The following is a 25,001-nucleotide window of genomic DNA, read 5'->3' on the forward strand; positions in this document are numbered from 1 at the left end:
GCTTATTGTCTTATCTTTCGCGGAAGTGGCGGAATTGGTATACGCGCTATCTTGAGGTGGTAGTGGAGCTTTCCTTAGGGGTTCGAGTCCCCTCTTTCGCAATTGTCCTTATGGAGTTTCTTTTTTTCTATTGAGATCTGTATTTTCCAGTAAATGATTGTTTTGGAGTTTCTTTTGAGATTTTTGTATTTTTTATTGGCAATATGTTTTTTTCATGGTTATGAGATCGCTTTTGCGGTGCCTCATTATGTCTCAGAAGAAGAATCTTTTTTTGTACACCATTTGAATTTTTCTGGGGATTTCCCTGATATGGAGACCATGGAAATACAGGCACAGCGTAAGAAGCAGGTAAAATTTGACGCTTCTGGAAATTTTCCTAAGTTAGAAAGTGTTTTTTATCGGGGATCTTTTGGGTCTTTAAAAGCGAACTTCAGTGGCTGTTATCCGAATTTATCTTCAGTAAACTTTTCTTGCACTGCTTGTAAAATGGATTTGGATTTTCGAGGACAATGGTTTCAGAATAATTCTATTGTGATTAGTAATGAAGAACAGCCTATATCTTTAATTCTTCCTCAAGATGTGGGAATTATTGTTCACACCAAAACAACTTTTAAAGGAAAAGTGTTTATTAATGGAGACTTTGTTAAGCAAGGTCATGGTATATGGAATAAAACTTATCATAATTCTTTAGTAGGGATCTCTCCCATTACGTTAGTTTTTCATGTTCGTAGTTCTGGAGGAACGATTTCCTTAAGCTAAATTTTCTGATCTCTTGTTTGGAGAGAAGTTTCAAACATATAGAAAATTTTATCAGCAATAGTGATTGGGAAACTTGCGAGTTGTAGAAGTTCTTCAAATTGTTTCGCATAGATGATTGCTTGCAGGATATGTTCTTCGTTTTTATCTATAACGACAGCTTCTTGAGGAGCATGTTGTTTACATAATTTTTGCCCTTGATAGCGATAGCATGTTGCATCGATTAGTGGCGTTTTACAGATAGAACATGATGTGGAGAGATCTAAGATTCCTTCATACTGCAAAAGCTTTAAAAGAAATATAGCAGAAAAAAGCTCTGGGTTTTTGCTTTGATGAAGTCGATAGAGAAAGTTAAAAAAGAGAGAAAAAAGTTCTGAAGAAGGCTTTTCTTTCCATTGAGAGGAAAGAACAGCTTGAGTCATTTTCCCACCGGCTTGCAGTAAAGAATAGGTTTGCCTAAGTTCTGGAAAGTCATGATGAATTTCTCCATAGATAAATGAGCGGATTTTTGGTGGAGAGTATTCTAAAGTATAATTTCCAAATGAAAAAGGGAGAAGAGATTCGCGATGAGGGCAGAGTAGAGTTTGTCCTTGTTTGGCAAAGAATGTTATGAGTCCTTCTGGTGAGAAGAGAGTAACAAGTAGATGGTTTTTCCCAATAGGTTGGTTTTGTAAAACGATCCCGGAAGAAAAGATTCGCATAAGTTTAAAGCTTTGGATAATTAGAGTTTAGAGAGCAGTAGTAATTAAGAAGTTGAGTATATTCAGGAAGCCCGGAGTAGAAATTTAGGGTTTGAGTTCGGGGATTAATGAATCCTGTAAGTTGTTTGTCTCGGCTAACTATGGCTAGGCAGCAGGTGCCAAGAATGTAATTATAGCTCAAGAGCTGGATTAGAGTATTTTGATTGATAATTCGAGCTTTACATTCAATGAGTAGCAAAGGTCTTGGGTTACCGAATTTATAAGTATCCCCTTTGCAATTTGTGTAAATTTGAGGAGTAACGATAAGAAGATCAGGGCGTCGTTTTGGCAGATGAGCATCTTTTCGGGTGAATAGTGGTAATAGGGTTCTGAGCTCTTTTTCTACAATAATAAGTTTTTCAGGATAATGAAGCTTGTGAACTAGAAGAGAAAGGAGGTTTTGGCGAACCTTTTCTTCAGGGGTACAGTCTAGAGATTTATTGCGAATTGGATCAAAAATCTTAGTTGTTTTCGAAGAATCAAAGGGAAAGATGTTTTCTTCGTCTGTGCATGATGATGGGGTCGATGAGAACATAATTGCCGTTATGCTGTTTGTATATGCATTGAATTTTGTTTTCTTTCTCTAATGAAAATGAGAGTAGGATTGTTAGAAGACTCTAGTTTATGAAAGACCTCTTCTTCAGACAGCTTACGAATCGCTATTTTTTCTTGGAGATCTTTTTTCTTTCTGACGCAGAAACATAACCGAAGCTTTTTTTAAGGAATCCTGGGAGTCCATGGAGCTGAAAGGTAGCCATTCGTTTGCTAAAGTTTTGCTTTTTTGTTCTTTTTCTACCAAAAGTATTTCTTCTTCAGAAAGAGGGTGGCAGTGTTTAGTTTTATCTTTCTGCTTAACATGGAGCTTGTTCATTATTGTGCGTATTTTTTTAAATGCGTTGATAACTGCTGTGTAAGCATTTGTATGAAGGGCTTTTGTTTGAAGAGTTTTTTTGCCTATAGAAATTACGACATGAACTTCAGTTCCTTGTTTATCTTTGTGAGAAGTCAAAACAACACGAAAAGATTCCGAAGTTGGAAAATGCTTACTTTTTTCTAAAATAAGTTGTCTTAGAGGCTCAGAAATATGAAAAGATTTACTGGTAATTTCTACTTGTGTTTGGGAATTGTGAGTTTTTATTATTTTTTTGGATGATTTTGAGCCTTTCTGAGGTTTCATAACATTTCCTAATTTTATAAATGGATGGGGACGATTGGAAAAGAAAAAAGAGATCCCCCTAGGCATATTATAAAGGAGAAACTTTTATTCAAGGAAGCTTTAACGCACCGAAGAGGGCTCGAACCTCCAACCACCTGGTCCGAAGCCAGGTACTCTATCCAATTGAGCTATCGGTGCTTAAGGCGAGAGCTAGAAGCTTTAACGCAAAACTTTAACAGAAGTGGTGGAGAAACTCAAGTAAAACTCAGAAAGAGACTCAGTATAGTGCTAACATCTCTTTAGAGAGGAGTGTAGTATTTTCAAGAATAACGGCTCTTTCCAAAACATTAGAGAGTTCCCGGATGTTCCCTGGCCAATGGTAATCTTTGAGAAGTGTCTCTGCCTCTGGAGTTAAAGTTTTTCTTGGAGAATTATTCTGATGACAGAATTTGTTTAAAAAATAATTTGCAAGAGGGAGAATATCATCCCGACGATCTCTTAAAGGGGGAAGGTGCAAGGGAATAACATTGAGTCGATAATAGAGATCTTGGCGAAAGAGTTTCTCCGTGATAGCCTCTTTGAGATCTCGATTGGAAGTCGCAAGTATACGAATATCTACGGAGAATGTTTTTGTGCCCCCTAGATGTTCGAATTCTTTTTCTTGAATGGCTCTTAGAAGTTTAGCCTGTAGGTTAAGAGGGATTTCTGTGATTTCATCTAAAAGTAGTGTTCCTTTATGGGCGAGTTCAAAGCGTCCAGCTTTTTTTGTTGTAGCTCCTGTGAAAGCACCTTTTTCATGGCCAAAAAATTCTGATTCTAGAAGTGTCTCAGGAATAGCTGCACAATTCACTTTGATATAAGGGTTTATGGCTCTGGGAGAATTGTTGTGAATAAAAAAAGAAAGAACTTCCTTACCACTTCCAGATTCTCCATGAATAAAAAGATTTGCAGAGCTGTTTGCAGCTTTTTTCGCTTTAACAAGGAGATCTTTCATGATTTGGCTTTCTGCTATGAGAGGATGTGTGCTTGTTGTTGTTTGTTGGGATGTAAGAAATAGGTTTTCTTCAACAAGATTTTGAAGTTCTTCGGCTTTAGTAATGAAGGCAAATAAAGCTTCTGAAGAAAATGGTTTCGTTAGGTAATTGAACGCTCCTTGATGCATAGCTTCTACAGCATTTTCTATAGAGCCGTAAGCTGTGATCATTAGAATTGGGGTGCGAGGGGCGTATTGTTTTGTGATTTTAATAATATCAAAGCCTGAACCATCAGGCATGTTCATATCTGAAATAATAAGATCATAGCGATTATTTTTAATTTTTTTGATTGCACTTTGTACATTTTCTGCTGTTGATGGGTGGTACTTACGAGAAATCAAAAGTTCGGAAAGAAAGTCGCGAAGAAGTGGTTCGTCATCGATGATGAGTATTTGCTCTATGATCATTTTCATTCATTTTGTTTTTTTTTTTTTACTGAATCTTTGAAATGGAAGCAAAGGTTGAATGTAAGAATTTTTTTTAAAACACTTGTGTTTTTCTGCCTTTATCTTAAACTGAAACAGTTGCAGCTTTCTTAGATTGCTGTTTTTTTAAACACTGTTCAGGAAGGGGAAATGGCTAGTTCATATACTATATTCTCTCCATTAACTCCTTTAGAAAGAGGGGAAGCTGATTATGTTCCCCAGAGTAATTTAGACCGCTGTCTTATCAAAATTACTATAATTTGTTTAGCACTTCTATCCATTATGAGTGGTGCGCTTGTTCTTTTTCTTCTTCCAACAACACCTATAATTGTGGGATTAACTCCGATACTTCTTGGTTTAGTTTTATTTGGAATCACGGCGTTGCTATGTTTGTCTGATAGCCGTCGCAAAATAAAAACACTTCCCTTTACTGAGGACTTTGTTATTGAAGATTTGCAAAAGCAGTTATCTTTATTGTTGGCTCAGACGCAAGTAAAGGCTTTAGTGACACAAGGTTTCGAAAAGGAAGTGGAAATAGAAAAAATAATTCGAGACAAAGAAAAGCGACTCGGCGAGTTCGATCGAGAATTGCGTTTTCGAGAAATATGTTTATATCGAAAACTTACAGAAGCAGGAGGACGAGCAGAAAACTTTTTGAAGCTTGTGGAATTGCGCGAATTACAAAGTGTCCTTGCAGATCAGCTTGAATTACTTTATCGAGCTTATAGAGATCATATCTCAGGTATCTTGAAACTTCGAGATGAAGATGCAGAAGTTTCTTCGCTTCGAAATCAGAAAGATTTGTTAATGCAAGAATTGCAAAGTTTTTGCGTAAAACGAAAAGAGTTAACAGAGAAACTCAGGGAATTTCACAAAGAATTTTCAGAAATTTTACAAAAACTTCATAAGATCAGTTCTTTATTGAAAGCAGACACAAACCTTGTCTCGCTCACTAATAAATTGATGCAGGAAGTAGATGCATTGCTAGCACGTCAGTCTTGTCTTGTTAAATTAATAACAGATGTAAATGCAGATATTTTAATTATAGATGTCAAAGAAGCAAAGAAACGAGAGAAAATTCGTTGTATAGATAAAAGAATTCATAATGAGAAGCTCCTCCCTGATGCAGGATACTTATTTTATCGTGAGTATAAAAAAAAGTATCTTGAGTTACTTCAAAGAATCTCGGATTTGAAAAGGGAGATTATTGAAAAATCCTTACAGATACGCATTTCAGAAGGATTATTAGAAGAATCTCAAAAGGATCATGACGAGGTTCGTGCTAAGTTTACTAATCTTGAACAACAACTTCAAGAAGATGTAACAAGTCTTCATAAGAAATTAAAAGAAAGAACTTTAGAAGTAAAAGGTTTAGAAGAGACTTTATTAAGAGTAAAGTTTCGTTTATCAGAACTTCAAGAAGAATTAGAACGAAGAGAGACTGAAAGGACTAATTTCTTACAGTTGAAGAAAGATTATAAGGTAGTTTGTCTAGAAAAACAAACACTTCAAAATGAGAGTGTGGCATTAAAGCAGCAGATTTCAGAGCTTCAACAAAAAATCTTAAATCTTGAAAAGGCAATTGAAGAACTTCGTGCAGCTCTACCGAAAGAAGAAGAGGAGGAAGGTAGAGAGGCTTTACAGATTCAACTTGAATTAACAATTGCTGAGTTACGCACCGTTCAAAAACGTCTTCTAGAAGTAGAAACTGATTTAGCAACTTCTGTGGGAATTTCTGCAGCTCTTGAGCAACAGGTTAAGGATCTGAAACAGGAATTGCGAGAGCTTCATGCAGAGTTAACTACGATGACTTACAAAGTTGAAAATGCACAAGCACTTATTGCTGAGCAAGAAGAGATTATAGCAAGGAATGCCCCTCTTATAGAAGAACGCAATCGCCTACGTTTAGCTATGAATAACCTAGAACAAAGAAATCAAAATTTAGAAGCAGAACTAGAAGCTCAAAGACGTCTTATTGAAGCCGCTAGAGTTGCTCGCAATTTAGAAGAAGAAGAAGGAAAACGGACTGCAAGAGAGCTAGTAGCTTTGCGACAAACTTATGAAACTGTTCGAGAGAATTGGAATAGGGAAAGAACAGGATTAGAACAGCAGATAGAAGAAAATCGAGAAAAATATGAACAAGAGCGAGTTAGACTACAAGAAAATATCCAGCACTTAGAAAACCTCTTGAGAGAGACTCTGGATTTCACCGCTAAAGGAGATTCTGAAGCTTTAACGTGCGTTGCGCACCAAGTTATACAGTTTTCTCCCCATATAAAGTCTGAAAAGAAAGCAGAACTTCTTACACAGGATATAGGAAGAATTTTAGCTTTTGTATCACCACGTTTCTTTTGTTTTATAGGTCGAATGATTTCCTGCCATTGGCTTAAACCTGGAGAATGTCTCGAAGCAGGATTAATCCAAGAGTCTACAGAAGCTCAACGACAAGAGCTTATCCAGAAGCGTTGTTTACGAGAGTGGTTTTTAGCTTTATTAGGAACTATGACAATAGAAGAGATACAAGCTTTAGTCGAAGCTTTAAATGTAGAAATAGGAGATCGTCAAATTAGAGAAACTGAGGCTAGAGATATTTTTGACGCTCATCGTGGAAAAAATACTAGGCTAGCTCAAGCTTATCTACTAATGAGAAAATGGATATTGGAGAATTTTTCAGATATTGCAAATTTACCGTTGTTCACGGATTTAGATCGTTGGTGTGCGTTTTTACTTTCATGTTTGAGGCAGATGCATGGAAACCTTGGTGGTTTATTAGAAGGTCTTACTCCTGAAGAAAGAGAATTTTTACAAGTAATGTCCTGCTTTTCAGGAAAAATTCCTCTAGTATTAGGTAGTATAGGCTCTGAGGATATTGTGAATTCTTTGAGTCTTTTAGATTTCCTTCGTTGTGGAAATGATACTTGGGATAATTTTGTAGAGATAATACAAATGTTAATCCGAGAAAGATCTCGGACAGAGTTTCCTAGAATTTTGAGCCCTGAAGAAATTCATAACGCTCGTGTGATGGGAATTGAGGCCTATATTGCACAATCCCGAGCTCGTTACCCAAGAGTTGATAGACACTTTCCAGATTATTCTTGAGTTTTTTTTTGAAGTGTCGGAAGCCTTAAAGTGAAAATTATTGTAGAGAGAGAGCTTTCAACAAAAATTTCTCCACCATGCAGTCGCATGGTTTTTTGTGCTTCTGCAAGACCGAGACCATTGCCATGAACTTTAGTTGTGAAAAAAGGTGTAAATAGTTTTGTCAATACTTCAGAAGAGAGCTCTCCAGGATTCGCCACAGAGATATCTCCAGAACGGTGAAGAGTAAGGATAGCTGTTCCTTCACTTGCTTCTGTGGCATTTTTTACGAGATTCCAAATAACGCTATTTATGCGATCGGGATCTATAGAGCGTAGTAAAGGTTGAGAAGATTTTCTTTCAAAACGGCATAAGGGGAATGCTACGGAAAGAGGTGGAATGAGAGAGGAAAAGAAACTTTGAAGGTCTATAGTCTGAAGATTTAATGGTTGAGATTTTGTATATTCTAACATGGAAGAGACTAAATTATTTAGAGAATGAGTCCCTGAGATAATGGATGCTAGCATACGTTGATGGCGTGGAGAAGAGATTTCTTCTTGAAGCATAGAAGCAAATCCTGCAATTCCACTTAAGGGATTACGGATTTCGTGTGCTAGAGTTGCAGTCATTTTACCAAGTTCTGCAATGTTTTTATATTTTTCGATAGCATTTTCAAGTTGTTTATATTCTGAACGGTTACGGATCTGTATAAAGAGATAACCGTTACTTTCGTTTTTCCTAACAAAAATTTCGACTTCTTTCTCTAGAGAATTATGATGTAGAGATAGACGCAAAGTTTTTGGTGTAGAGAGAGATTTTAAGGCTTCTTGAATAGAAAATCCAAAGAAAGTGTCTGGGAAGACTTGTCTAAAAGAGTGATTAAGGATTTCGGTGTTCTCTGGGATTTCAAGAATTTCTCGAGCTTGAGAATTACAAATGAGAATATCTCCTAGGTCAGAAATTAGTAGAATCCCATCAGGAATAGCTTTGAGAATTGTATTGGCTTCATTATAAGATTGTGTAATTCGAGATTTTATTTCTAATAGTTCTTCAGATGAGGAGAGAGAAGAAACGTTTTCTGAGGAATTATTGTTTTTCATAGAGCCCCAGTTCTTTTTTTCTTTGAATATAGTTGAATTTGTCTATATCTAGGATTCGTGTGATGATCTGTCGAAGTTTTGAAAGTTCTTGTTGGATATCTTGGGGAAGAACTGAGGAAAAGCTATGGTAGTACTCTTTAATCTGAAGATCGACTTTTTCAATGCAGGATAAAAGTGTTTTCTTTTGTCTTAAAATTTTTTCCAATTCTTTTGTTGTTAAAGAGCCTTCGGTTTCCGTAAGGTCTAGAATAGCAAGGAAAAGCCCTTTTTTCTTCTTGAGCAAGAGTAAGAGAGCATTTTCATTCATAAGAAGCTGAGAAGATTTTTTTAACTTTTCTTAAAAAAAGCCACAAAGCGATTTATTATCAACCTGAAAATTTTTTGAATATGAAAAGGAGTCATGCTGGTGATCGGACTCGAACCAACACCTTATTACTAAGAGTAGATTTTGAGTCTACCGCGTCTACCATTCCGCCACACCAGCATAAAGTGAGCATAAGTGTACGAGTTCTTGTCCAATAAGACAAGAGAAATCTAAGAACTAAGTATTTCGATAAGGATTTTTGTTTGATTTTGTTCTGTATATAGAGTTAGGCGATATTCTAGGCATTCTAAAATTGTATCAGAAATTTGAAAAGTTTTTGCAGGTGTTGGAAAAAGATTTTTGAGAACGTTAGAAATAGATTCTATAGAGAGATGTCCTGGAATAGCAAGAATCGCAGCTTTTCCAAGGAGGTTTTTTGGAGATATGAGTTTTCCAGACGCTTCTAAAAATTGGAAATGTCGAGCACAGCAAAAACCTTCTAATACAGAAAGCTCAGAATAAGATTTCTGTAGGAGACGAGAAATTTCTATAAGCTTAGGATGAATTTCTTTAAAGCTTTCATTTGTAAGGCTATGGTTTAAGCCATCACAGTCGTAGATGGATCCTTTTAAAGAATCTATAGAAGAGCTCTGTCCACGACAGAGAAAGGAGTAGCTTGTGATAACAGAATTAGAAGGAGAATGCCAGGAGTAACTTGGAGGAGCAATGTTTTGTTGTGGAGGATGAAGAAGAACTGGACAGCCTTTTTGAGAAATCACACGTTCTGCTAAAGTTTCTCCAGGAAAATAATTGTCATTGAAACAGCCGGATAGACATAGAACTATACAAATCCAAAAAATAATTTTTAAGACAATCATAAGATGGGGATATAGTAGTGCTATCGTTTTATTGAGGATAATATGAATATAGAAGATTATCAAATATTCTTTTTTGATTTAGATGGATTACTTGTAGATACTGAACCCTTTTTTTATCGTGCGTTTTTAGAGGCTTGTGCGGAGTTTTCTTTAGACGTCTCTTGGGATTTTTCAACATATTATCGTTATGCTACTTTAGGGCGAGAGCTTTTCTCTGAGCAATTTCTTATTTGTTATCCTGATGCTTCTGAAAATCTTCAAGAAATTTTTAAGAAAAGATATGAAATATATGAGTCCTCTTTAGAAAACTCCATCCCTCCGCTTATGCCTGGTGTGGTAGAATTTTTAGAATATCTAGTTTCTCTGGGGAAGAAATTTGGAGTGGTCACAAACTCTCCTAGAGAAGCCGTTATACGCTTACGCAAAGAGCATACGATTTTTAAATATTTTCTTTTTTGGGTAACGCGAGAGAATTATGCGCGACCCAAGCCCTATGGAGATAGTTATTCCTATGCTTATAAGACTTTTGCATCTAAGGAAGATCGTGTTATCGGTTTCGAAGACTCCATCAAAGGATTAAAAGCTCTTTCAAGCATCCCAGCAACTATGGTTGCTATCAGCCCTTTGTTTGAGATTTCTAAGAGTGATTATCCGGAATTTGCTTCTCGAGAGTTGTTTGTTTTCTCTTCTTTCCATAATTTACTACAACATTGTGTGGAGCAGAAGAAATCATAGGGAGGAGGATAACATACGTGATACAAAGTAAGGGCGTGAGGCGGTGCGGAGGGTGGTCCTTGGCGACGATCTTTCTTTGAAAGCATTTCTAAAAGGTGTTCAGGAGGGTATTTGCCTTTACTAATGTCTAAGAGAGATCCCACAAGATTTCTTACCATTTTGTAGAGGAAACCGTTCCCTCGACAGATAATTTTTACCGAATCCTGATTTTCTTCAATGTCCAAGGAATAGAGGGTTCTTATTGTGGTATTATATTCTCGTCCGAGATTTGCAAAAGAAGCGAAGTCGTGGGTACCGATAAGGTATTGAGCCCCTAAGCGCATGAGATCTACATTTATTTGATGACGAGGACTATAGCTAAAATGACGTTGCCAAGGAAGAGGCTTTGCGTACAAGGAGAGGGTGTAGTGATATTCCTTCGCTCTAGCAAGATAGCGAGCATGAAAGTTGTCGTTTGTTAAATTAACATCTCGAATAACAAGATCTTTAGGAAGGCGTGCATTAAGTATTTTTTTAATAAGTTGTGGTTCGGAAAATAGAGGATGATTTGGACTGCGAAAATGCACAACTTGTCCGTAAGCATGTACTCCAGAATCCGTTCTCCCTGAAGCGACCATAGGGACTCGATGATTTAAAATCGGGGAGAAAACAGTTTCAAGAACTTCTTGAATGGTCGTGTGTTGTGATTGTCGTTGCCAGCCTGCATAGGCGGTTCCTTGATAAGCAAGAAGTAGAGCTGCTTTAGTCATGCAAGCGCGTGTGCTATAGTTAGGTCTTCAGGATAAGAAACTTTAATTTGTGGGTACTTATTAAAGACAAGTTTCGCTGTGACTCCGAGAATTTCTGCAGCCGCCGTATCATCTGTGAGAGTAATATTTTGTTCTTGGGCTTTAAGAAGGCCTGTTTTTAAAATTTCAGTTTTTATGCATTGTGGAGTGTGGATAATCGCAAGAGAATCGCGATCTAGGGTTTGTAAAGAAGCTCGTTGTTTAATGGCATAAGGGAGAGGAGAGGCTAGAGTTGCAGCGTTGCTTTGCTGTGCTGCTGCAAATAACTCTGCGACTTCTTCAGCATAAACAAAAGGGCGAGCTCCATCATGAACTAAGGTCCATGGGTTTGAAACTTTTTTTAATCCTGAGAAAACTGAATCTTGTCGGCGTTCTCCAGGGTATGCGAAGATTACAGGGTAGTCTTGAAAGATATCTTGATATTCGGAGTGGCATACTACAATAATTTCTTTAATCTGAGGAATCTTTACAAAGGTTTTTAGAGAATGGAGGATTAAAGGAGCTCCGTGAAAAGTTTGGTATTGTTTGGGTATTGAGGAGCCAAATCGTTCTCCACGACCACCACTAAGTAAAATTAAAGAGCTTCTAATCATGACCACACTGAATAAAACATACCTCTGGGGAAGAGAAAAAGCGTGTTCTTTTCAATCCACCTAAGCCTCTATTAACATAAAGTTGCTTGCCTCCCCCTAGATTAAAGGATCCACGAGCAAAATGAAAGTGTTCTAATCCTGAGAGTTTTTCTAAAAATCTTTTTGCTGCCTTAGGCCAAGGAAGAGAAATTTGTGGTCCATGAGCATGCCCTGAGAGAATAAATTCTCCTGGATAGTTCATAAGCGCGGGTACTGTGTCTGGGTTATGAGAGAGGATGAGTCCTGGCAATGTTGGATTATAGTGAGCAAAAGCTTCTTCTGGACGAAATTGCTTAGCAAATAAATCCCCAAGGCCGACGATATTGAGTTTGTCTGAGATGAAATGGCAGGAATTATGTAACAGAGTTAGAGGGGTATTTTTTAATAAAGTGAGTAATTCATTGTTTGGTTTTTGAGGAGTGTGATCTGGAGCATAACGGTAGTGTGGGGAAGAGAAAAAAGCTCGTACAATAGAAACTACCGCTCGTTTTAAAGGTTGGCTATTTTCTGGTAAAATAACGGTGATCTCACTTTTACAGTTTCGTGATACGTAAGCTTCGTAATCATGATTGCCGAGGATAGCGAAGGTTCCTAGAGGGGCTTCTAAGGTGTTTAGGAAATCTTCTAGGCGGCCACTTTCTTCGAGACGAGCACGACATAAAAGATCTCCACAGAAGACTATAAGGTCGGGAGAAAAATTCTTAATAGTAACAGAAATTTTGTTTAAAAATTTCTGAGGAAGATTTCTGTGAAAATGAAGATCAGAAATTTGTGCTATTCGTAGACCATAAAGATGGGAAAACTTTTTAGGGAGTTTCCATGTTATATAAGATGAGGTCAAGCGATTAGGCTCTATAAAAGAAGCCCAAGAATACACACATACAGAAGCTATTGCAGTTAAAGAAAATGGAATTAGCACGACATTTACCGTTAGGGATAATTTCCCTGCCTATTAAAGGCAGGGAACACGTAAGAGTAACAGCTCTTATCTCTAAACTTTATAGCGTTTATTTTACTATATGTGCAGAGATATGTTTTGTCATTTGAAACATGTCAATAGCATCGGCTGTACCAAAAATTTTGGCAAGATTGCTATCGGGGATGATATTTCTCTTATTTTTAGGGTCTTGAAGACCATTTTTTTTGATGTACTCCCAGACTTTTTTGACGACTTCAGTTCTGGGCATAGGTCCCTCGCCAACTATAACTGCTAAATCTGAGGTAATGTTCACAGGTTGCATAAAAGCAGAGTTTTTGTTTTTTTGACTCATTGGTTACTCCTAGTAAAGGTGGTAAGAAGAGACCCTAGCTCTTCATCGCAACTTTTTTATCTTTCGAAGAGGTTTCTCGTCAAAGTAAAAAAGTAGAATTCGTTTTCGGTATATTTTTTAAGGAAAAAAACTTTTAAGAATAATTTAAAATAAAGGAAGAGTTTTAGTCGTACAATTGACTTTATAGGTTCTTCTTTTTTAAACTTCTGAAATTTGTTAATTTTAGGTTTGTCATGAAGGAGAATTTAGATAAACGTTTAGAAACTCTTATCGCAGGATTCGCTTTGGCAGGGAGGTCTCTTTGACCTTGAAGGAAAAGAAAACACCCTTCAGTTATTAGAAGAACAGAGCTTGCAAGAAAATTTCTGGCAAGACGTCGCTACAGCAGGAAAAATTTCTGAACAAATAGCAGCTTTGAAAAAACAAATTAGTGATTATTACGAATTAAAGAGTAAATTAGATGATATTACTTTCTTTTTAAATGATCGTGAAGCTTGTGAAGATCCTGTAATTTGTCAGGAATTAGAAAAAGTATTTCTTCTTTGTGAAGAAAGGCTTGCTGTTTGGGAAACTCAAAGGTTGCTTTCTGGAGAGGTCGATAAAAATTCTTGTTTCCTTACAATTAATGCTGGAGCTGGAGGAACAGAATCTTGTGATTGGGTAGACATGCTCTTTCGAATGTATTCTCGTTGGGCTGCAAAACACTTGTGGAAATCTGAAGTTATCGATCGTCTTGATGGGGATGTTACTGGTATAAAGCATATCACTATAAAGCTTTCTGGAGAATATGCTTATGGCTATGCAAAAGCAGAGCGTGGTGTACATCGATTGGTCCGAATTTCTCCTTTTGACAGTAATGCCAAGCGTCATACAAGTTTTGCTTCTGTAGATGTTTTCCCTGAAGTTGATGATCAAATTAATATAGAAATTCGACCAAACGATTTACGTATAGACACTTTTCGTTCTTCAGGTGCTGGAGGACAACATGTGAATGTTACGGAGTCCGCAGTGCGAATTACTCATATCCCAACTGGTGTTGTAGTGTCTTGTCAAAATGAGCGAAGCCAAATCCAAAATAGAGAAAGTTGCATGAAGATGTTGCGAGCGAAACTTTATCAACAAGTTCTTCAGAAACGTTTAGAACGACGTATTCTTGAAAGAAAAGATAAAAAAGAAATTGCTTGGGGATCACAAATTCGTAATTATATTTTTCAGCCCTATACCCTTGTTAAAGACATTCGCACAGGATACGAAGTTGGAAATATTCAAGCTATGATGGACGGAGAACTTTTGGATGGGTTTATCAAAGCTTACCTCGCAGAATATGGAGAAACCCTATGACAGATAACACTCAACACACTGGTATTCCGGGATTAGAGATACGCTTTACCCTTCCTGCTGATGGTGCTTACATGCAGCTCTGGCTGAATGATCCTAAAATTCTTCGAGGATTTCCTTTAAAAACGGAAGCAGAAATCCGAGATTCCGTGAATTTTTGGGTGAGCTTTTATCGTTATCATAGTAGTTTGACAGCTACGTATTACGGAGAGGTTGCTGGTGTTGCAACTTTGATTCTTAATCCCTATATTAAAGTATCTCATCATGCTTTGATTTCTATAATTGTTGGAGAACCTTATCGTAATAAAGGGATTGGTACAGCTTTATTAAATAATTTATGCCACCTTGCAAAAAATCGGTTTAATTTAGAAGTTCTTTATTTAGAAGTGTATGAGGAAAATCCTGCAATTTCCTTGTACGAACGTTTTGGTTTTTCTGAAGTAGGACGACAAAAACGCTTTTACAAAGATGAGATAGGCTATCTTGCAAAGATCACTATGGAAAAAAATTTATAAATGTAAAATATCGTGATTTTTTGATGACACTTCCTTAAGTGCTATGTCTTTCCTTAAACTTCTATATAAGTATTTTTCTCGATTTGTTTCTCATCATTCTATGACTACGACTTCTTGCTCTAAAAGACGATTGTTAAAAACTAGTGTTTCTATCGATTTTTCTCTCGGAGATGTGTATGATTTACAAGAGATTTATAAAGATATCAATCATCGGTTATTTCAAGATTCTTTGAATCTTCGTATAGGCTGGTTCGGTAGAGATTTTTCTGGACGAGCAAGAAGAGTGGTTTTAGGATCTTTTCATGAGGAAGAGCAATTAATACGGATTCATCGATCTTTAGATCGTATAGAAATTCCGCAATTTTTTATAGAATACCTTGTTTATCACGAAATGGTGCATAGCGTTATTCCTAAAGAATATTCTATATCAGGGCGTACCATTTTTCATGGGAAAAAATTTAAAGAATATGAGAAACGTTTTCCTTTATACGAGCGTGCTGTAGCTTGGGAAAAGGCTCATATTAATGTATTATTGCGAGCGGAGAAAAATAGGTAAGATACATGGCAGGACATAGCAAATGGGCTAATACAAAGCATCGTAAAGAACGAGCAGATCATAAGAAAGGAAAAATTTTTTCAAGGATTATAAAAGAGCTTATTTCTGCTGTGAAGCTTGGAGGTCCTGATGTTAAATCTAACGCACGCTTGCGTATGGTTATACAAAAAGCTAAGGATCAGAATATCCCTAATGAAAATATCGAAAGAAATTTAAAAAAAGCTTCTTCTTCTGAGCAAGCAAATTATGAGGAAGTGACATATGAACTATATGGTTATGGAGGAGTTGGTATTGTTGTCGAAGCTATGACAGACAACAAGAATCGTACAGCTTCTGAAATGCGTATTGCTGTTAATAAGCGTGGAGGGTCTTTAGTAGAACCAGGAAGTGTTCTTTATACTTTTACTCGTAAGGGTGTGTGTCATGTTCCCAAGTCTTCCATAGATGAAGAGCTTCTACTCGCAAGGGCTATAGATGCAGGAGCTGAAGATATAGATAATGAAGATGAGGAACATTTTTTAGTTATTTGCGATCCTACAGAACTTGCTGCTGTAAAAGAGAATCTTCTAGCTCAAGGGGTTCAATGCATTGAAGATAAGTTAATTTATTTACCTTTGCGTCTTGTTGATTGCAGTGAAGAAAATGGAAAGGCGAATCTCGCTCTTATTGAATGGTTAGAAGAAGTCGATGATGTAGATGAGGTCTATCACAATATGGCTTAAACGTTCTTCTTATCAGAATCTACTGTATTTTGTCTAAGGTTGCGGATAGTGAGGTAGCAACTTGTTTTGCTGCAGCAAAAAGTTGTTGTCCTGTTGTTGTATTGGGGATAGGTTCTGTTAAAGCTGAAGATGGGTTGTCGATTCGTTGTGAAACTCTAGATAAAACGGTGCTTAGAGACGATGCTACTTCTTGTGCTGCAGAAGTAAGAGACGACCTCACATTAGGATTGTCCGGTTCAGAGAATACCGCTGGTGCTTGAAGACGTAAGCTTCTTGAAGTTGCTTGTGAAGTTTCAGGCCCACCGACAACGATTCCTGCAGCAATTGGCTGAGGTTGAGATGATGCTGTGCCACTACTTTGAACTACGCGAGCAGCAAGCCGAGCTGGACCAGCTTGAGGAGCAGCTGTAACGAATCCATCTCCACCAGATTGACCTCGGATAATGCCTCCAAGGGTCACTCCATTTGGAACATATGTTCCATTAGGATAGGTTTCGTCTAAATGTTTACGTATTTTTTGCAGAAGATCTTTATTATCAACATTACCGCTAGTTTGGCCTATTATATTTGATGCTGTAGAATTTGTGTTTACACGTCCTCCTCCTCTAGTACCATTAGTTTGGTTTGTTTGAGAAGAACCTCCTGAGCCTGTAGTTCCTCCAGTTGTATTATCAGATTGACCTCGGATAATGCCTCCAAGGGTCACTCCATTTGGAACATATGTTCCATTAGGATAGGTTTCGTCTAAATGTTTACGTATTTTTTGCAGAAGATTTCTATTATCAACTTGAGAATCTGTTCCTGTTCCTTTGTTACCACCAGCACCTTGAGCTCCCCCTCCTGAGCTTCCGACGCCACCAGTACCGCTTCCTCCTCCGTCTCCACCTTGTCCTGTTCCGCCTACAGCACCACCTCTAAGAAGAATGACTGTTGGAATAAAGATACCTTGTTCAGCATTTCTCACTACTGTCCCTAAGTTTTGATTAGCTCCAGAAATGTGTTCTCCATCCGCCCCCCAAACAACGCTATTATGTTGTGTTACAGCTTGCAAGACTTGTTTGAGAGTGGCATCTGACATTCCTGTAAAACCTACATTACCACTAGTCGCTGGTGGTGGTCCAGGTGGTGGTGGTGGTCCTGGAGGGGGAGGAGGAGCCATGTTATCAACCCCGTTTCCTTCCTCTATAAATACTTGTTCTTTTTCTATAATTGTACTGCTAGAGGAATCAGTACTTTTCGTACTTGATGTTTCCCAATCATCTCCATCTTCTGTTGTTGTTTGATTTGTTCCTGTTGTTGTTCCTCCAACAGTGGTTGTTGTTCCTCCAACTGAAACCGTAGTTGAGATGCCTCCAAGATTAACATTAACAACAGGGGCTGCATAAGGAGGCCAGCCTCCTATAGGAGAAGGGCCTTGGCCAGAGCTTTCTCCCGTTCTCGAGGTTTCTCGATCGAGGGCAAATTCTGGTTTAGGTGTTGTTTTCCAGTTAATACCTTGAAGTCCTCCAACGTCATCCCATATAGGACCGGTTTCAACTTTTGCTCCTCTACGCCATGTGGATGGAGTATAGCCAAAACTTGCTTCCTTGGCATTCCATGGTCCGTAAAGAACTGCAGTTTTAAACTTCATACTCAGCATAAGATGGCTGTAAGTTCCTGGCACTCCTGCACGATCTGTCATTTTTGGCTGAATATTATTTTCCCAGTCATTGTGCATAGTTTCATGTGCAACACAAAATTTTGCTACACACATTTCAAGATCTGCAGGTTTAGTGATGTTTTCTCCAGTTTTTGCATTAGTGGCTTTTATAGATTCTGCAGTATTCCAATCTCCATTACGAACAAAGATAAAGCTACTTCTTGCTTCATCTATGAAGACAAAGTGTCCTCCCTTAGTTTGCATGCGTTGTTGTACAGCAGGGGTTTTTAGGAAGCTAATAATAGAAGCTTTACTTGAAGGATCGTATGGGGGAATCGTACTGTCAGGAAGACCTCCAGGGCCCTCTGCTCCTAAAGTTCCTGCAGATCTTTCTGTACCTTGTAGATCTGAGAGATCACCTAAATCAAGTTGACTGGAAGTTCCTGTGGTACTACCAACGTCATCATCAGAACCAAGGATACTTGAAGAATCGGCTTCTTCAGAAGTTGTTGAGGATGGACGTAGTCTTTGCATTCCTAATGTATGAGATGATGCAGCTGTAGCTCCTGCTTGACCTGTAGTAGGAGGGAATATAGAGAAACTTCGTTCTGGAGCAAAGCTTACTGCTGCAGGATCTTGACTTGCAATATTAGAGATGGATTTATCAGCTACTGTTTGGGCAGTTTGTGCTGTGGCTCCTGCTTGACCTGTAGAAGTTGTTGTAACAGAGTGTTCTCCTAATCCTCCAACTATCGTTGTCGTTGTCGTTGTCCCTGTCTGGGTAACTTGAGTTGTTGTTGTCGGATTAATAGGAGATGTCATAGTTTTTAAGAGAAATAAAAATAATTTATTTTGTAATTAGATTTTAAAACATAAAGTTTATATTTCTCTTTATAAAGTTTATATTTCTCTTTATTTTGATTTGTTTTTTAGTTGTTATTACATTTAGTGTTTTAGAATTAGAAAAGTTTGCTTGGAAATTAACCTTTAAGAGCGTTAACGTTTCTTTAAAGATATTGCGAATAGTAGAGGTGGTGAGATGCAAGTTGCTGAGGTTTTCGGAGGAAATTCTCTGAATGGAGAAGTGAGAATTGCAGGAGCTAAAAATGCTACAACAAAGTTACTTGTGGCTTCTTTACTTTCGACACAGAAAAGTATCTTACGTAATATCCCCGATATTGGTGATGTTCGTTTAACCGTAAACCTTTGTAAGTCATTGGGATCACAAGTGTCTTGGGATAAAGATGCTGAAATTATAGAAATTCAAACTCCTAAGATACATTTATCAAGGGTATCTTCAACTTTTTCTCACATAAATAGAATCCCAATATTATTATTCGGGGCTTTGTTAACCCGATGTCCTGAAGGTATTCATGTCCCAATATTAGGAGGAGATGCTATAGGAGCTCGAGCTCTAAACTTCCATTTAGAAGGGTTACAACAGCTTGGTGCTGAAGTTTCTTTAGATGCGGATGGATATTATGCTCGAGCTCCTCATGGCCTTATTGGGGCCTACATAAATCTTCCCTATCCTTCTGTTGGAGCTACAGAGAACTTAATATTAGCATCTGCGTGTGCTAAGGGAAGGACTATTATAAAAAATGCCGCATTGGAAGTAGAAATTTTAGATCTCATATTATTCCTACAAAAAGCTGGAGTAGAAATTACAACGGATAACGATCGTACTCTTGAAATCTTTGGTGCTGAAGAGTTTCATAATGTAGATCACACTGTGATATCAGATAAAATAGAAGCAGCTTCTTTTGGTATGGCAGCAGTGTTGACAGGAGGCAGAGTCTTTGTTAAAAATGCAAAACAAGATCTTATGATTCCATTCCTTAAAACTTTACGTTCTATAGGGGGAGGATTTACTGTTTCCGACACGGGAATAGAATTCTTTCAAGAGCGTTCTTTAAAAGGAGGTGTGGTTTTAGAGACAGATGTTCACCCTGGATTTTTAACTGATTGGCAGCAGCCTTTTGCTGTTTTACTTTCACAAGCTGAAGGATCTTCTGTGATTCATGAAACAGTTCATGAGAATCGTTTGGAATATTTGAAAGGCCTTCAGCAAATGGGAGCAAACTGCCAGCTTTTCCATCAATGCCTAAGCTCTAAAGCATGTCGCTATACTACAGGTAACTATCCTCATAGTGCGGTAATTCATGGAGCGACTCCTTTAAGAGCTTCTCACCTAGTCATTCCTGATTTACGGGCGGGTTTTGCTTATATTATGGCTGCCTTGATCGTAGAGAGAGGAGTTTCTCTCATAGAGAATGTTCATCTATTAGATCGGGGTTATTATAATTGGGTAGAAAAATTACAGAGCTTGGGAGCAAAATTTCGTTTATTTTCTACAGAATCTGTAGGTGCGTGTCATAAATACTGAAGCGTTTTTAGTCCTAAAAGGTTCATCCCTGTTGCAAGAATTTTTTCTGTTAGGGCGCACAAAGTTAAGCGTTCTTTTTCTTTTTCAGAGCCTTCAATATGGCAGTCTCGGAAAAACCTATTAAACTTTTGAGTCAAAGTATACAGATAATCTGTAAGAAAATGAGGACAAAGCTCTTTTATCGTTGAATCTAAAGCCTCAGGGAAACGTAAAAGAGTTAGTGCTAACGCTACTTCAGAAGAATCTCCGATAGAAATAGGTCCTAAAAGAGAAAGTTCTTTAAGATTACAGCGACGCTTGATTCCTTGAATTCGTACATAAGCATATAAGAGAAACATTGCTGTGTTCCCATCAAAACGTAGCATTTTCTCAAAAGAGAAAACATAATCGCTCATTCTATGAGAAGAGAGGTCTGCATATTTAATTGCATTGATCCCAATAACTGGAGCGAATTTCTCTAGCTCATCTTCTGTCATACTTGGACGGTGTATTTTTAATGTTTCTTTAGATTTTCTTATGGCTGTATCAAGAAGTTCTTGGAGTTTAATATTTTCTCCAGAGCGAGTTTTAAATTTTTTCCCTTCAGCGTCTAGAACTAAGCCGAAGCCTACATGAGAAAAAACATTAGGTTTTAAATAACCTGCAGCTAGAGATGTTGCTTTAAGAAGTTGGAAATGTAAAGATTGACCAAGATCGGTAACAATAATAATTTTATCAGCACGGTCTTGCTCTATACGATAACGCATAGCAGCAAGATCTGTTGTAGCATAGTTATAACCTCCATCACTTTTCTGTATCATAAGAGGGATAGAAAAGCCCTTATGGAAAACACATTTAGCATTGTCAGAAAGCGTAACTAGATTTTTAGCTTCTAAATCTTGAATAACATCCAATAAAAAAGGATTATAAAAAGATTCCCCACGCTTTTCTAATTTGATATCCAAAATGTCGTATATTTGTTGGAAAGCCTTTTCTGATATAGAACAAATGTTTTCCCATAAGGCTAATGCAGAAGGGTCTTTTGCTTGTAAAGCAACAACCTTTTGTTGAGCACGCTTTTTAAATTGCTCATCTTCAGAAAAACGTTTGTGGGCAAGTTTATAGAGTTCTGTGAGATTCTTGAGATTGTCTAGGTTCGACTCTTGAGGATTTTCCTCTATGAAAGATATCAACATGCCAAACGCTGTTCCCCAATCACCAATATGATTGAGGCGCACAACGTCATTCCCAACATAAGAAAGAATACGTGCAAGACTATCTCCTATAATGGTCGAACGAAGATGCCCTACATGCATATCTTTAGCAATATTAGGAGAAGAAAAATCTATGATGATTTTTTGTGGATGCAAAACTTGAATGCCAGAAATAAGAGAGTTTGCAAACGACATAAGATGCTTTTCTAAGAAAGCTGAAGAGAAAGTAAAGTTGATAAATCCTGCTCCAGCAATCTCTATAGAACTAAAGAAGTCTTTTCGTGGAAGATGGGATATTATAGCATCAGCAATAATTCTCGGAGTTTGTTTTAAAACTCGAGCAAGTTTCATAGCGTCATTACATTGGTAATGACCAAAATGCTCTTTTGTTGACGGGGTAATTTCTGGTTCCCAATTATCTAGATTTGGATAAGTCTCGGTAATTGCTTGACGACACAGGGAAATTAGCTCAGAAAGAAGAGTATACATTTTAAGGAACCTCTCCATGACAACCAGCTTCATACCATGCTTTTAATTCAGTAATTTTTTCCATAATACGATTTGTTGCTATTTTATAAGCATCCTTGTTTGAAAGGGTTTCATTATTGAAAAGGTCGTCAAAGTATAAAGGTGTTCCAAATACCGTTGTGATCGTTCTCCAAATTTTTGGAAATTTCATATTGCGGTTAAGAGCGTCATAGGATCCTCCAATATAAGCAGGAATTACAGGAACATGAGCTTTCATAACAATCATTCCTATGCCAATTTTCCCCTCTTGAAGTTGTCCATCAGGACTTCGTGATCCTTCTGGGTAAATAACAAGTTTCTTCCCTTCATCGAGTAATTTGCATGCGATTTTAAACGCTGCGGAGTTTCCTCCTCCTCGATGGATAGGATGACAGGCCCATTGTTTCCATAACCACGCTGTAAAATTATTATTGAAAAGTGTGGAGCGAGCAAGATGATGAAGACAACCAAAAATAGAGAGTTGTAAAGCTATGGGGTCCAGAAAGGAGTTATGATTAGAAGCTATAATAGCGGATCCTTGAAGGAAGTTCTTTTTTACACCAAAAATTTTTAACCTATAAAAAAGAGAGAAGATTACTTTGGTAAGAAACTTACAAATGTGAAAAATCATGGCTTAAGTGGGGATAAGAATAACAAAATTTTCTCTAGCACTTGGCTTATCGTCAAATTAGAAGAGTCTATGGTTATTGCATTATTAGGAATGACTAAGGGGTCATGAGTTCTCTCTGAATCTGCAGTGTCCCTTTGCATCAACTCTAACTTCAGAGCTTCATATGACAAAGAGTTTTTAGGAAGATCTTTTAAGCGACGTTCTGCTCGAATGTTTGGATCTGCTGTTAAAAATATTTTTAAGTCTGCGTTAGGGAAAACCTTCGAACCCATATCTCTTCCTTCAAAAACACAATTTCCAAGCTGTGCATAGCTCCGTTGAAGGGAATGCATGAATTTACGAACTTCAGTTAGCTGTGCTAATTGTGATGCCATATTTGCAACTTCTTGAGTTAACAGCTCTGTGTTAAGAAGTCGATTTTCGAAAAATGATTCTAGAGATTGCCCTTCAGCAAACGAAAAAGAAAACGGAGGGTGCGCTAAAAATTCTCCTAAAGAAAGATTAGCCCAAGGTTTTTGCAGACGAGCATAAGCTAGGGTGCGATACATAACCCCTGTATTGCAATAATTAAAATTAAGATGATTTGCAAGAGCCTTTGCTACTGTACTTTTTCCTGTTCCCGAAGGCCCATCTATAGTGATAATCATCCTAAAAACTCTTGTATATTTGTGATGCGCAAGATCAAGTAAACAATGGGCGTTGATAATAAGAGAGAATCTAAAATATCTAACATTCCACCAATAGCTTTTAGTTTATTGCTATTTTTTAGATGAGCATCGCGCTTAAACATTGATTCTATAATGTCTCCAAAAAAGCCACTAACTCCCAATACTAACCCTAAAGGAATGAGTAATTTCGGATAGGGAAAATAATGCATTAAATTTGTGGGTATTTGGTAAAGAAAAATGACACTAATTATCATTGCTCCCAAGCAGCCTGCAACGAAACCTATAATAGTTTTATTTGGGCTGATTTTGGGTGTGATTTTTTTCTTTCCAAAAGCTTTTCCAAAGAAATAACCAAAAATATCAGATCCTTTTGTTGTGGCTATGAGAAAAGATGCCCACCAAACTCCTAAACAAGGTTCAGGAGAGTGAGAAAAACCATAAAGAATGTGTAGAAATAATCGAATGGGAATTGCTACGTAAAGAATAGAAAAAAGAGTAATCCCTGAGACAAATAGGGGGCCTATAATTAATTTTCGTGATCTGAGAATATTGATAACAATCCAAATGAGTAGAAATGTCCAAGGAAGAACGGATATGTATTCAGGGAGATAGGAATTCCAACGAATTGCTGGGAAGCTCATAGCAATAAAAATGAAGGAGCCTATTGAGGAGTAAGTTTTAAAGGGGTATTGACACTTAATATGAGCCATTGTGGCGTATTCATAAGTTCCAACAGCACTACATATAGCAACAATAAACCCTAAAATCCAAGAAGTTAAAGGAATTAGAGAGTTATAAAGCAAAAGAACTAAGAAAGTTAGAACTAGAGAATGAACAACAACACGTTGAAAAAGATCTCCATAAATTAAAGGTTTGAATTTGTTTGGTTGTTGTTGCATTATTTCCCTCCACGTCTAGATCTTTGTTGGTAGACTCTAATCGCGTCCAATAAATGTTGGGGTGTAAAATCTGGCCATAAAACTTCAGTTACATACAGTTCAGTGTAGGCTATTTGCCACAATAAAAAATTACTAACACGCATTTCCCCTCCTGTGCGGATTAATAAATCGGGATCTGCGAGTCCGGATGTATCTAAGTATGAACTAATTAGTGATTCAGAAAGATTTTCTAAAGATATTTTTTGGTGAATTAGATCGTTATGAAGTTTTTTAAAAGTACGAACTAATTCATCCTTGGCTCCATAATTAATTGCTAAAACTAATTCCAAACAATTAAAATTTTCGGTTGCCTTCATTGCTTGAGAAATTTGTTTTTGGATGTTTTTAGGCAGTTTTGACAAATCCCCGATACAACGTAAACGAATCTGGTTTTTTATGAGATAAGGAAGTTGCTTTTCTAGTTGTGAGTGGAATAGTAGAAAAAGTTCTTTAATTTCTTCTTGAGACCGAGAAAAATTTTCAGTAGAAAATGCAAAGAGGGTAAGAACTTTAATTCCCAAAGCCATGACGGAAGAAAGAATCTCAGGAAGAACTTTAGCTCCATAAGAATGACCAGAAGCTTGAGTTTGGCTACAGAGATTCAGGTGTTGTTGTCGCCATCTACGATTGCCATCCATAATAATGGCTATGTGTTGTGGGAGAGGTTTATTTAACAACAGATTGGCGTCTATCTTGTCCGAAGCTAAAGATAAATCCGTATCACTATTTACTGTTGCGTAAGTCACAATCTGTTCTCAGAAGTAGCTTTTTTGAACCTCTCTAAAATGCGAAAATGAGGAGGAAGAAGCCCCTTTTAGAAACTCTCGCATGGAACCCTACTGTTGGATAGAAGGAGTTCAATAATATAGTAGAAGAAACTCTAATATCTTGACAAGTTGACATTCTTGATACCTTCTTAAATTATTTTAATAAAAAGTTTGTTATCGAATTTTTCTTATATTACTCTTTATTTTTGAATATAGTAAAAATCCCCAAATTTCTAAGAATCAT

The 25,001-nt window shown here is 37.3% G+C and carries 25 protein-coding genes and 3 tRNA genes; 9 read left to right on the forward strand and 19 right to left on the reverse strand.

Translation table 11 applies throughout. The annotated features are described in order from the left end of the window. Positions 1 to 19 precede the first annotated feature (19 nt). Positions 20 to 101, forward strand: a tRNA-Leu gene (locus tag JMS40_RS02130). Between the two features lie 73 nt (positions 102 to 174). Continuing rightward, on the forward strand, positions 175 to 759 hold the full coding sequence (locus JMS40_RS02135) for a hypothetical protein (RefSeq protein WP_201456637.1): 585 nt from the start codon (positions 175 to 177) through the stop codon (positions 757 to 759). On the opposite strand, the gene recO is transcribed toward JMS40_RS02135, so the two are convergent. The 5 genes from recO to JMS40_RS02160 all read right to left on the reverse strand — a co-directional run bounded on the left by recO (position 756) and on the right by JMS40_RS02160 (position 4,093). After that, positions 756 to 1,457 (reverse strand): DNA repair protein RecO, encoded by a 702-nt coding sequence (recO, locus tag JMS40_RS02140; RefSeq protein WP_201456638.1) that lies wholly within the window; start codon positions 1,455 to 1,457, stop codon positions 756 to 758. The two genes, JMS40_RS02135 and recO, sit on opposite strands and share 4 nt — an antisense overlap. A 4-nt stretch (positions 1,458 to 1,461) precedes the next feature. Continuing rightward, positions 1,462 to 2,031, reverse strand: a complete 570-nt coding sequence (locus JMS40_RS02145) for a type I restriction enzyme HsdR N-terminal domain-containing protein (protein ID WP_201456639.1) — start codon at positions 2,029 to 2,031, stop codon at positions 1,462 to 1,464. 114 nt (positions 2,032 to 2,145) lie between these two features. Then, positions 2,146 to 2,673, reverse strand: a complete 528-nt coding sequence (locus JMS40_RS02150; RefSeq protein ID WP_236558932.1) for an HPF/RaiA family ribosome-associated protein — start codon at positions 2,671 to 2,673, stop codon at positions 2,146 to 2,148. A gap of 103 nt (positions 2,674 to 2,776) precedes the next feature. Beyond that, positions 2,777 to 2,850: transfer RNA gene (locus tag JMS40_RS02155), tRNA-Arg, on the reverse strand. A gap of 79 nt (positions 2,851 to 2,929) precedes the next feature. Further along, complete coding sequence (locus JMS40_RS02160; protein ID WP_201456660.1) at positions 2,930 to 4,093, reverse strand: sigma-54 dependent transcriptional regulator; 1,164 nt, start codon at positions 4,091 to 4,093, stop codon at positions 2,930 to 2,932. A gap of 168 nt (positions 4,094 to 4,261) precedes the next feature. On the opposite strand from JMS40_RS02160, the gene JMS40_RS02165 reads away from it, so the two are divergent. Beyond that, positions 4,262 to 7,210, forward strand: a complete 2,949-nt coding sequence (locus tag JMS40_RS02165; protein WP_201456640.1) for a hypothetical protein — start codon at positions 4,262 to 4,264, stop codon at positions 7,208 to 7,210. On the opposite strand, the gene JMS40_RS02170 is transcribed toward JMS40_RS02165, so the two are convergent. From JMS40_RS02170 to JMS40_RS02185, 4 genes are all read right to left on the reverse strand, one after another. After that, a complete protein-coding gene (locus JMS40_RS02170) occupies positions 7,201 to 8,289 on the reverse strand; it encodes a nitrogen regulation protein NR(II) (RefSeq protein WP_201456641.1) in 1,089 nt (362 codons plus the stop codon). The genes JMS40_RS02165 and JMS40_RS02170 overlap by 10 nt on opposite strands. After that, on the reverse strand, positions 8,276 to 8,596 hold the full coding sequence (locus tag JMS40_RS02175; protein ID WP_201456642.1) for a hypothetical protein: 321 nt from the start codon (positions 8,594 to 8,596) through the stop codon (positions 8,276 to 8,278). The genes JMS40_RS02170 and JMS40_RS02175 overlap by 14 nt, the downstream gene beginning before the upstream one ends. 94 nt (positions 8,597 to 8,690) lie before the next feature. After that, positions 8,691 to 8,773: transfer RNA gene (locus JMS40_RS02180), tRNA-Leu, on the reverse strand. A gap of 50 nt (positions 8,774 to 8,823) precedes the next feature. Then, on the reverse strand, positions 8,824 to 9,534 hold the full coding sequence (locus tag JMS40_RS02185) for a hypothetical protein (RefSeq protein ID WP_236558933.1): 711 nt from the start codon (positions 9,532 to 9,534) through the stop codon (positions 8,824 to 8,826). On the opposite strand from JMS40_RS02185, the gene JMS40_RS02190 reads away from it, so the two are divergent. Then, positions 9,514 to 10,206 (forward strand): HAD family phosphatase, encoded by a 693-nt coding sequence (locus tag JMS40_RS02190; RefSeq protein ID WP_201456644.1) that lies wholly within the window; start codon positions 9,514 to 9,516, stop codon positions 10,204 to 10,206. The two genes, JMS40_RS02185 and JMS40_RS02190, sit on opposite strands and share 21 nt — an antisense overlap. On the opposite strand, the gene truA is transcribed toward JMS40_RS02190, so the two are convergent. The 4 genes from truA to JMS40_RS02210 all read right to left on the reverse strand — a co-directional run bounded on the left by truA (position 10,119) and on the right by JMS40_RS02210 (position 12,897). Continuing rightward, positions 10,119 to 10,955, reverse strand: coding sequence for a tRNA pseudouridine(38-40) synthase TruA (gene truA, locus JMS40_RS02195; RefSeq protein WP_201456645.1), 837 nt, complete (start codon positions 10,953 to 10,955; stop codon positions 10,119 to 10,121). The two genes, JMS40_RS02190 and truA, sit on opposite strands and share 88 nt — an antisense overlap. Continuing rightward, on the reverse strand, positions 10,952 to 11,587 hold the full coding sequence (gene ispD, locus JMS40_RS02200; RefSeq protein WP_201456646.1) for a 2-C-methyl-D-erythritol 4-phosphate cytidylyltransferase: 636 nt from the start codon (positions 11,585 to 11,587) through the stop codon (positions 10,952 to 10,954). The genes truA and ispD overlap by 4 nt, the downstream gene beginning before the upstream one ends. Next, a complete protein-coding gene (gene lpxG / locus JMS40_RS02205) occupies positions 11,580 to 12,545 on the reverse strand; it encodes a UDP-2,3-diacylglucosamine diphosphatase LpxG (RefSeq protein ID WP_201456647.1) in 966 nt (321 codons plus the stop codon). The genes ispD and lpxG overlap by 8 nt, the downstream gene beginning before the upstream one ends. A gap of 88 nt (positions 12,546 to 12,633) precedes the next feature. Next, on the reverse strand, positions 12,634 to 12,897 hold the full coding sequence (locus JMS40_RS02210; RefSeq protein ID WP_201456648.1) for an SWIB/MDM2 domain-containing protein: 264 nt from the start codon (positions 12,895 to 12,897) through the stop codon (positions 12,634 to 12,636). 233 nt (positions 12,898 to 13,130) lie between these two features. Here JMS40_RS02210 and prfB point away from each other — a divergent pair. From prfB to JMS40_RS02230, 4 genes are all read left to right on the forward strand, one after another. Next, positions 13,131 to 14,238 (forward strand): peptide chain release factor 2 gene (gene prfB, locus JMS40_RS02215; protein WP_201456649.1). Its coding sequence is split into 2 segments (ribosomal slippage): positions 13,131 to 13,195 and positions 13,194 to 14,238, totalling 1,110 coding nucleotides; the frame shifts between segments, so codons are not numbered across the junction. Further along, on the forward strand, positions 14,235 to 14,750 hold the full coding sequence (locus tag JMS40_RS02220; RefSeq protein WP_201456650.1) for a GNAT family N-acetyltransferase: 516 nt from the start codon (positions 14,235 to 14,237) through the stop codon (positions 14,748 to 14,750). Before prfB ends, JMS40_RS02220 begins: the two co-directional genes overlap by 4 nt. A 43-nt stretch (positions 14,751 to 14,793) precedes the next feature. Next, positions 14,794 to 15,306, forward strand: coding sequence for a M48 family metallopeptidase (locus tag JMS40_RS02225; protein ID WP_236558934.1), 513 nt, complete (start codon positions 14,794 to 14,796; stop codon positions 15,304 to 15,306). Between the two features lie 5 nt (positions 15,307 to 15,311). Then, positions 15,312 to 16,028: a YebC/PmpR family DNA-binding transcriptional regulator gene (locus JMS40_RS02230; protein WP_201456651.1), complete on the forward strand. Its 717-nt coding sequence runs from the start codon at positions 15,312 to 15,314 to the stop codon at positions 16,026 to 16,028. 19 nt (positions 16,029 to 16,047) lie between these two features. Here the strand turns inward: JMS40_RS02230 and tarP are convergent, their stop codons facing one another. After that, positions 16,048 to 18,489 carry a type III secretion system actin-recruiting effector Tarp gene (tarP, locus tag JMS40_RS02235; RefSeq protein ID WP_201456652.1) on the reverse strand — a complete coding sequence of 814 codons (2,442 nt, stop codon included), beginning with the start codon at positions 18,487 to 18,489 and terminating at the stop codon, positions 16,048 to 16,050. A 217-nt stretch (positions 18,490 to 18,706) separates the two neighbouring features. Between tarP and murA the strand changes: the two genes are divergently transcribed. Further along, entirely contained in the window at positions 18,707 to 20,053 is a 1,347-nt protein-coding gene (murA, locus tag JMS40_RS02240; protein WP_201456653.1) for a UDP-N-acetylglucosamine 1-carboxyvinyltransferase, read from the forward strand. Here the strand turns inward: murA and argS are convergent. From argS to JMS40_RS02265, 5 genes are read right to left on the reverse strand one after another with little or no spacing between them, the layout of a single operon-like run. Further along, positions 20,041 to 21,735 carry an arginine--tRNA ligase gene (gene argS / locus JMS40_RS02245; RefSeq protein WP_201456661.1) on the reverse strand — a complete coding sequence of 565 codons (1,695 nt, stop codon included), beginning with the start codon at positions 21,733 to 21,735 and terminating at the stop codon, positions 20,041 to 20,043. The genes murA and argS overlap by 13 nt on opposite strands. 1 nt (position 21,736) lies before the next feature. Beyond that, positions 21,737 to 22,384 (reverse strand): lysophospholipid acyltransferase family protein, encoded by a 648-nt coding sequence (locus tag JMS40_RS02250; protein WP_201456654.1) that lies wholly within the window; start codon positions 22,382 to 22,384, stop codon positions 21,737 to 21,739. Then, positions 22,381 to 23,031: a (d)CMP kinase gene (cmk, locus tag JMS40_RS02255; protein ID WP_201456655.1), complete on the reverse strand. Its 651-nt coding sequence runs from the start codon at positions 23,029 to 23,031 to the stop codon at positions 22,381 to 22,383. The genes JMS40_RS02250 and cmk overlap by 4 nt, the downstream gene beginning before the upstream one ends. Continuing rightward, entirely contained in the window at positions 23,028 to 23,951 is a 924-nt protein-coding gene (locus tag JMS40_RS02260; protein WP_201456656.1) for a phosphatidate cytidylyltransferase, read from the reverse strand. The genes cmk and JMS40_RS02260 overlap by 4 nt, the downstream gene beginning before the upstream one ends. Then, complete coding sequence (locus JMS40_RS02265; protein ID WP_201456657.1) at positions 23,951 to 24,736, reverse strand: isoprenyl transferase; 786 nt, start codon at positions 24,734 to 24,736, stop codon at positions 23,951 to 23,953. Before JMS40_RS02265 ends, JMS40_RS02260 begins: the two co-directional genes overlap by 1 nt. Positions 24,737 to 25,001 lie beyond the last annotated feature (265 nt).

The sequence above is a fragment of the Chlamydia sp. 17-3921 genome (assembly GCF_902705545.1).
GTDB lineage: Bacteria > Chlamydiota > Chlamydiia > Chlamydiales > Chlamydiaceae > Chlamydia.

Bases quoted from the DNA above. Each gene is read 5' to 3' on its own strand.
- cmk (WP_201456655.1), bottom strand. From the start codon at position 23,031: ATGATTATCACTATAGATGGGCCTTCGGGAACAGGAAAAAGTACAGTA.
- JMS40_RS02145 (WP_201456639.1), bottom strand. From the start codon at position 2,031: ATGTTCTCATCGACCCCATCATCATGCACAGACGAAGAAAACATCTTT.
- JMS40_RS02170 (WP_201456641.1), bottom strand. From the start codon at position 8,289: ATGAAAAACAATAATTCCTCAGAAAACGTTTCTTCTCTCTCCTCATCT.
- truA (WP_201456645.1), bottom strand. From the start codon at position 10,955: ATGACTAAAGCAGCTCTACTTCTTGCTTATCAAGGAACCGCCTATGCA.
- argS (WP_201456661.1), bottom strand. From the start codon at position 21,735: ATGTATACTCTTCTTTCTGAGCTAATTTCCCTGTGTCGTCAAGCAATT.
- recO (WP_201456638.1), bottom strand. From the start codon at position 1,457: ATGCGAATCTTTTCTTCCGGGATCGTTTTACAAAACCAACCTATTGGG.
- JMS40_RS02210 (WP_201456648.1), bottom strand. From the start codon at position 12,897: ATGAGTCAAAAAAACAAAAACTCTGCTTTTATGCAACCTGTGAACATT.
- JMS40_RS02260 (WP_201456656.1), bottom strand. From the start codon at position 23,951: ATGCAACAACAACCAAACAAATTCAAACCTTTAATTTATGGAGATCTT.
- JMS40_RS02230 (WP_201456651.1), top strand. From the start codon at position 15,312: ATGGCAGGACATAGCAAATGGGCTAATACAAAGCATCGTAAAGAACGA.
- JMS40_RS02150 (WP_236558932.1), bottom strand. From the start codon at position 2,673: ATGAAACCTCAGAAAGGCTCAAAATCATCCAAAAAAATAATAAAAACT.
- JMS40_RS02190 (WP_201456644.1), top strand. From the start codon at position 9,514: ATGAATATAGAAGATTATCAAATATTCTTTTTTGATTTAGATGGATTA.
- JMS40_RS02165 (WP_201456640.1), top strand. From the start codon at position 4,262: ATGGCTAGTTCATATACTATATTCTCTCCATTAACTCCTTTAGAAAGA.
- JMS40_RS02175 (WP_201456642.1), bottom strand. From the start codon at position 8,596: ATGAATGAAAATGCTCTCTTACTCTTGCTCAAGAAGAAAAAAGGGCTT.
- ispD (WP_201456646.1), bottom strand. From the start codon at position 11,587: ATGATTAGAAGCTCTTTAATTTTACTTAGTGGTGGTCGTGGAGAACGA.
- tarP (WP_201456652.1), bottom strand. From the start codon at position 18,489: ATGACATCTCCTATTAATCCGACAACAACAACTCAAGTTACCCAGACA.
- JMS40_RS02250 (WP_201456654.1), bottom strand. From the start codon at position 22,384: ATGATTTTTCACATTTGTAAGTTTCTTACCAAAGTAATCTTCTCTCTT.
- JMS40_RS02225 (WP_236558934.1), top strand. From the start codon at position 14,794: ATGTCTTTCCTTAAACTTCTATATAAGTATTTTTCTCGATTTGTTTCT.
- JMS40_RS02160 (WP_201456660.1), bottom strand. From the start codon at position 4,093: ATGATCATAGAGCAAATACTCATCATCGATGACGAACCACTTCTTCGC.
- JMS40_RS02220 (WP_201456650.1), top strand. From the start codon at position 14,235: ATGACAGATAACACTCAACACACTGGTATTCCGGGATTAGAGATACGC.
- murA (WP_201456653.1), top strand. From the start codon at position 18,707: ATGCAAGTTGCTGAGGTTTTCGGAGGAAATTCTCTGAATGGAGAAGTG.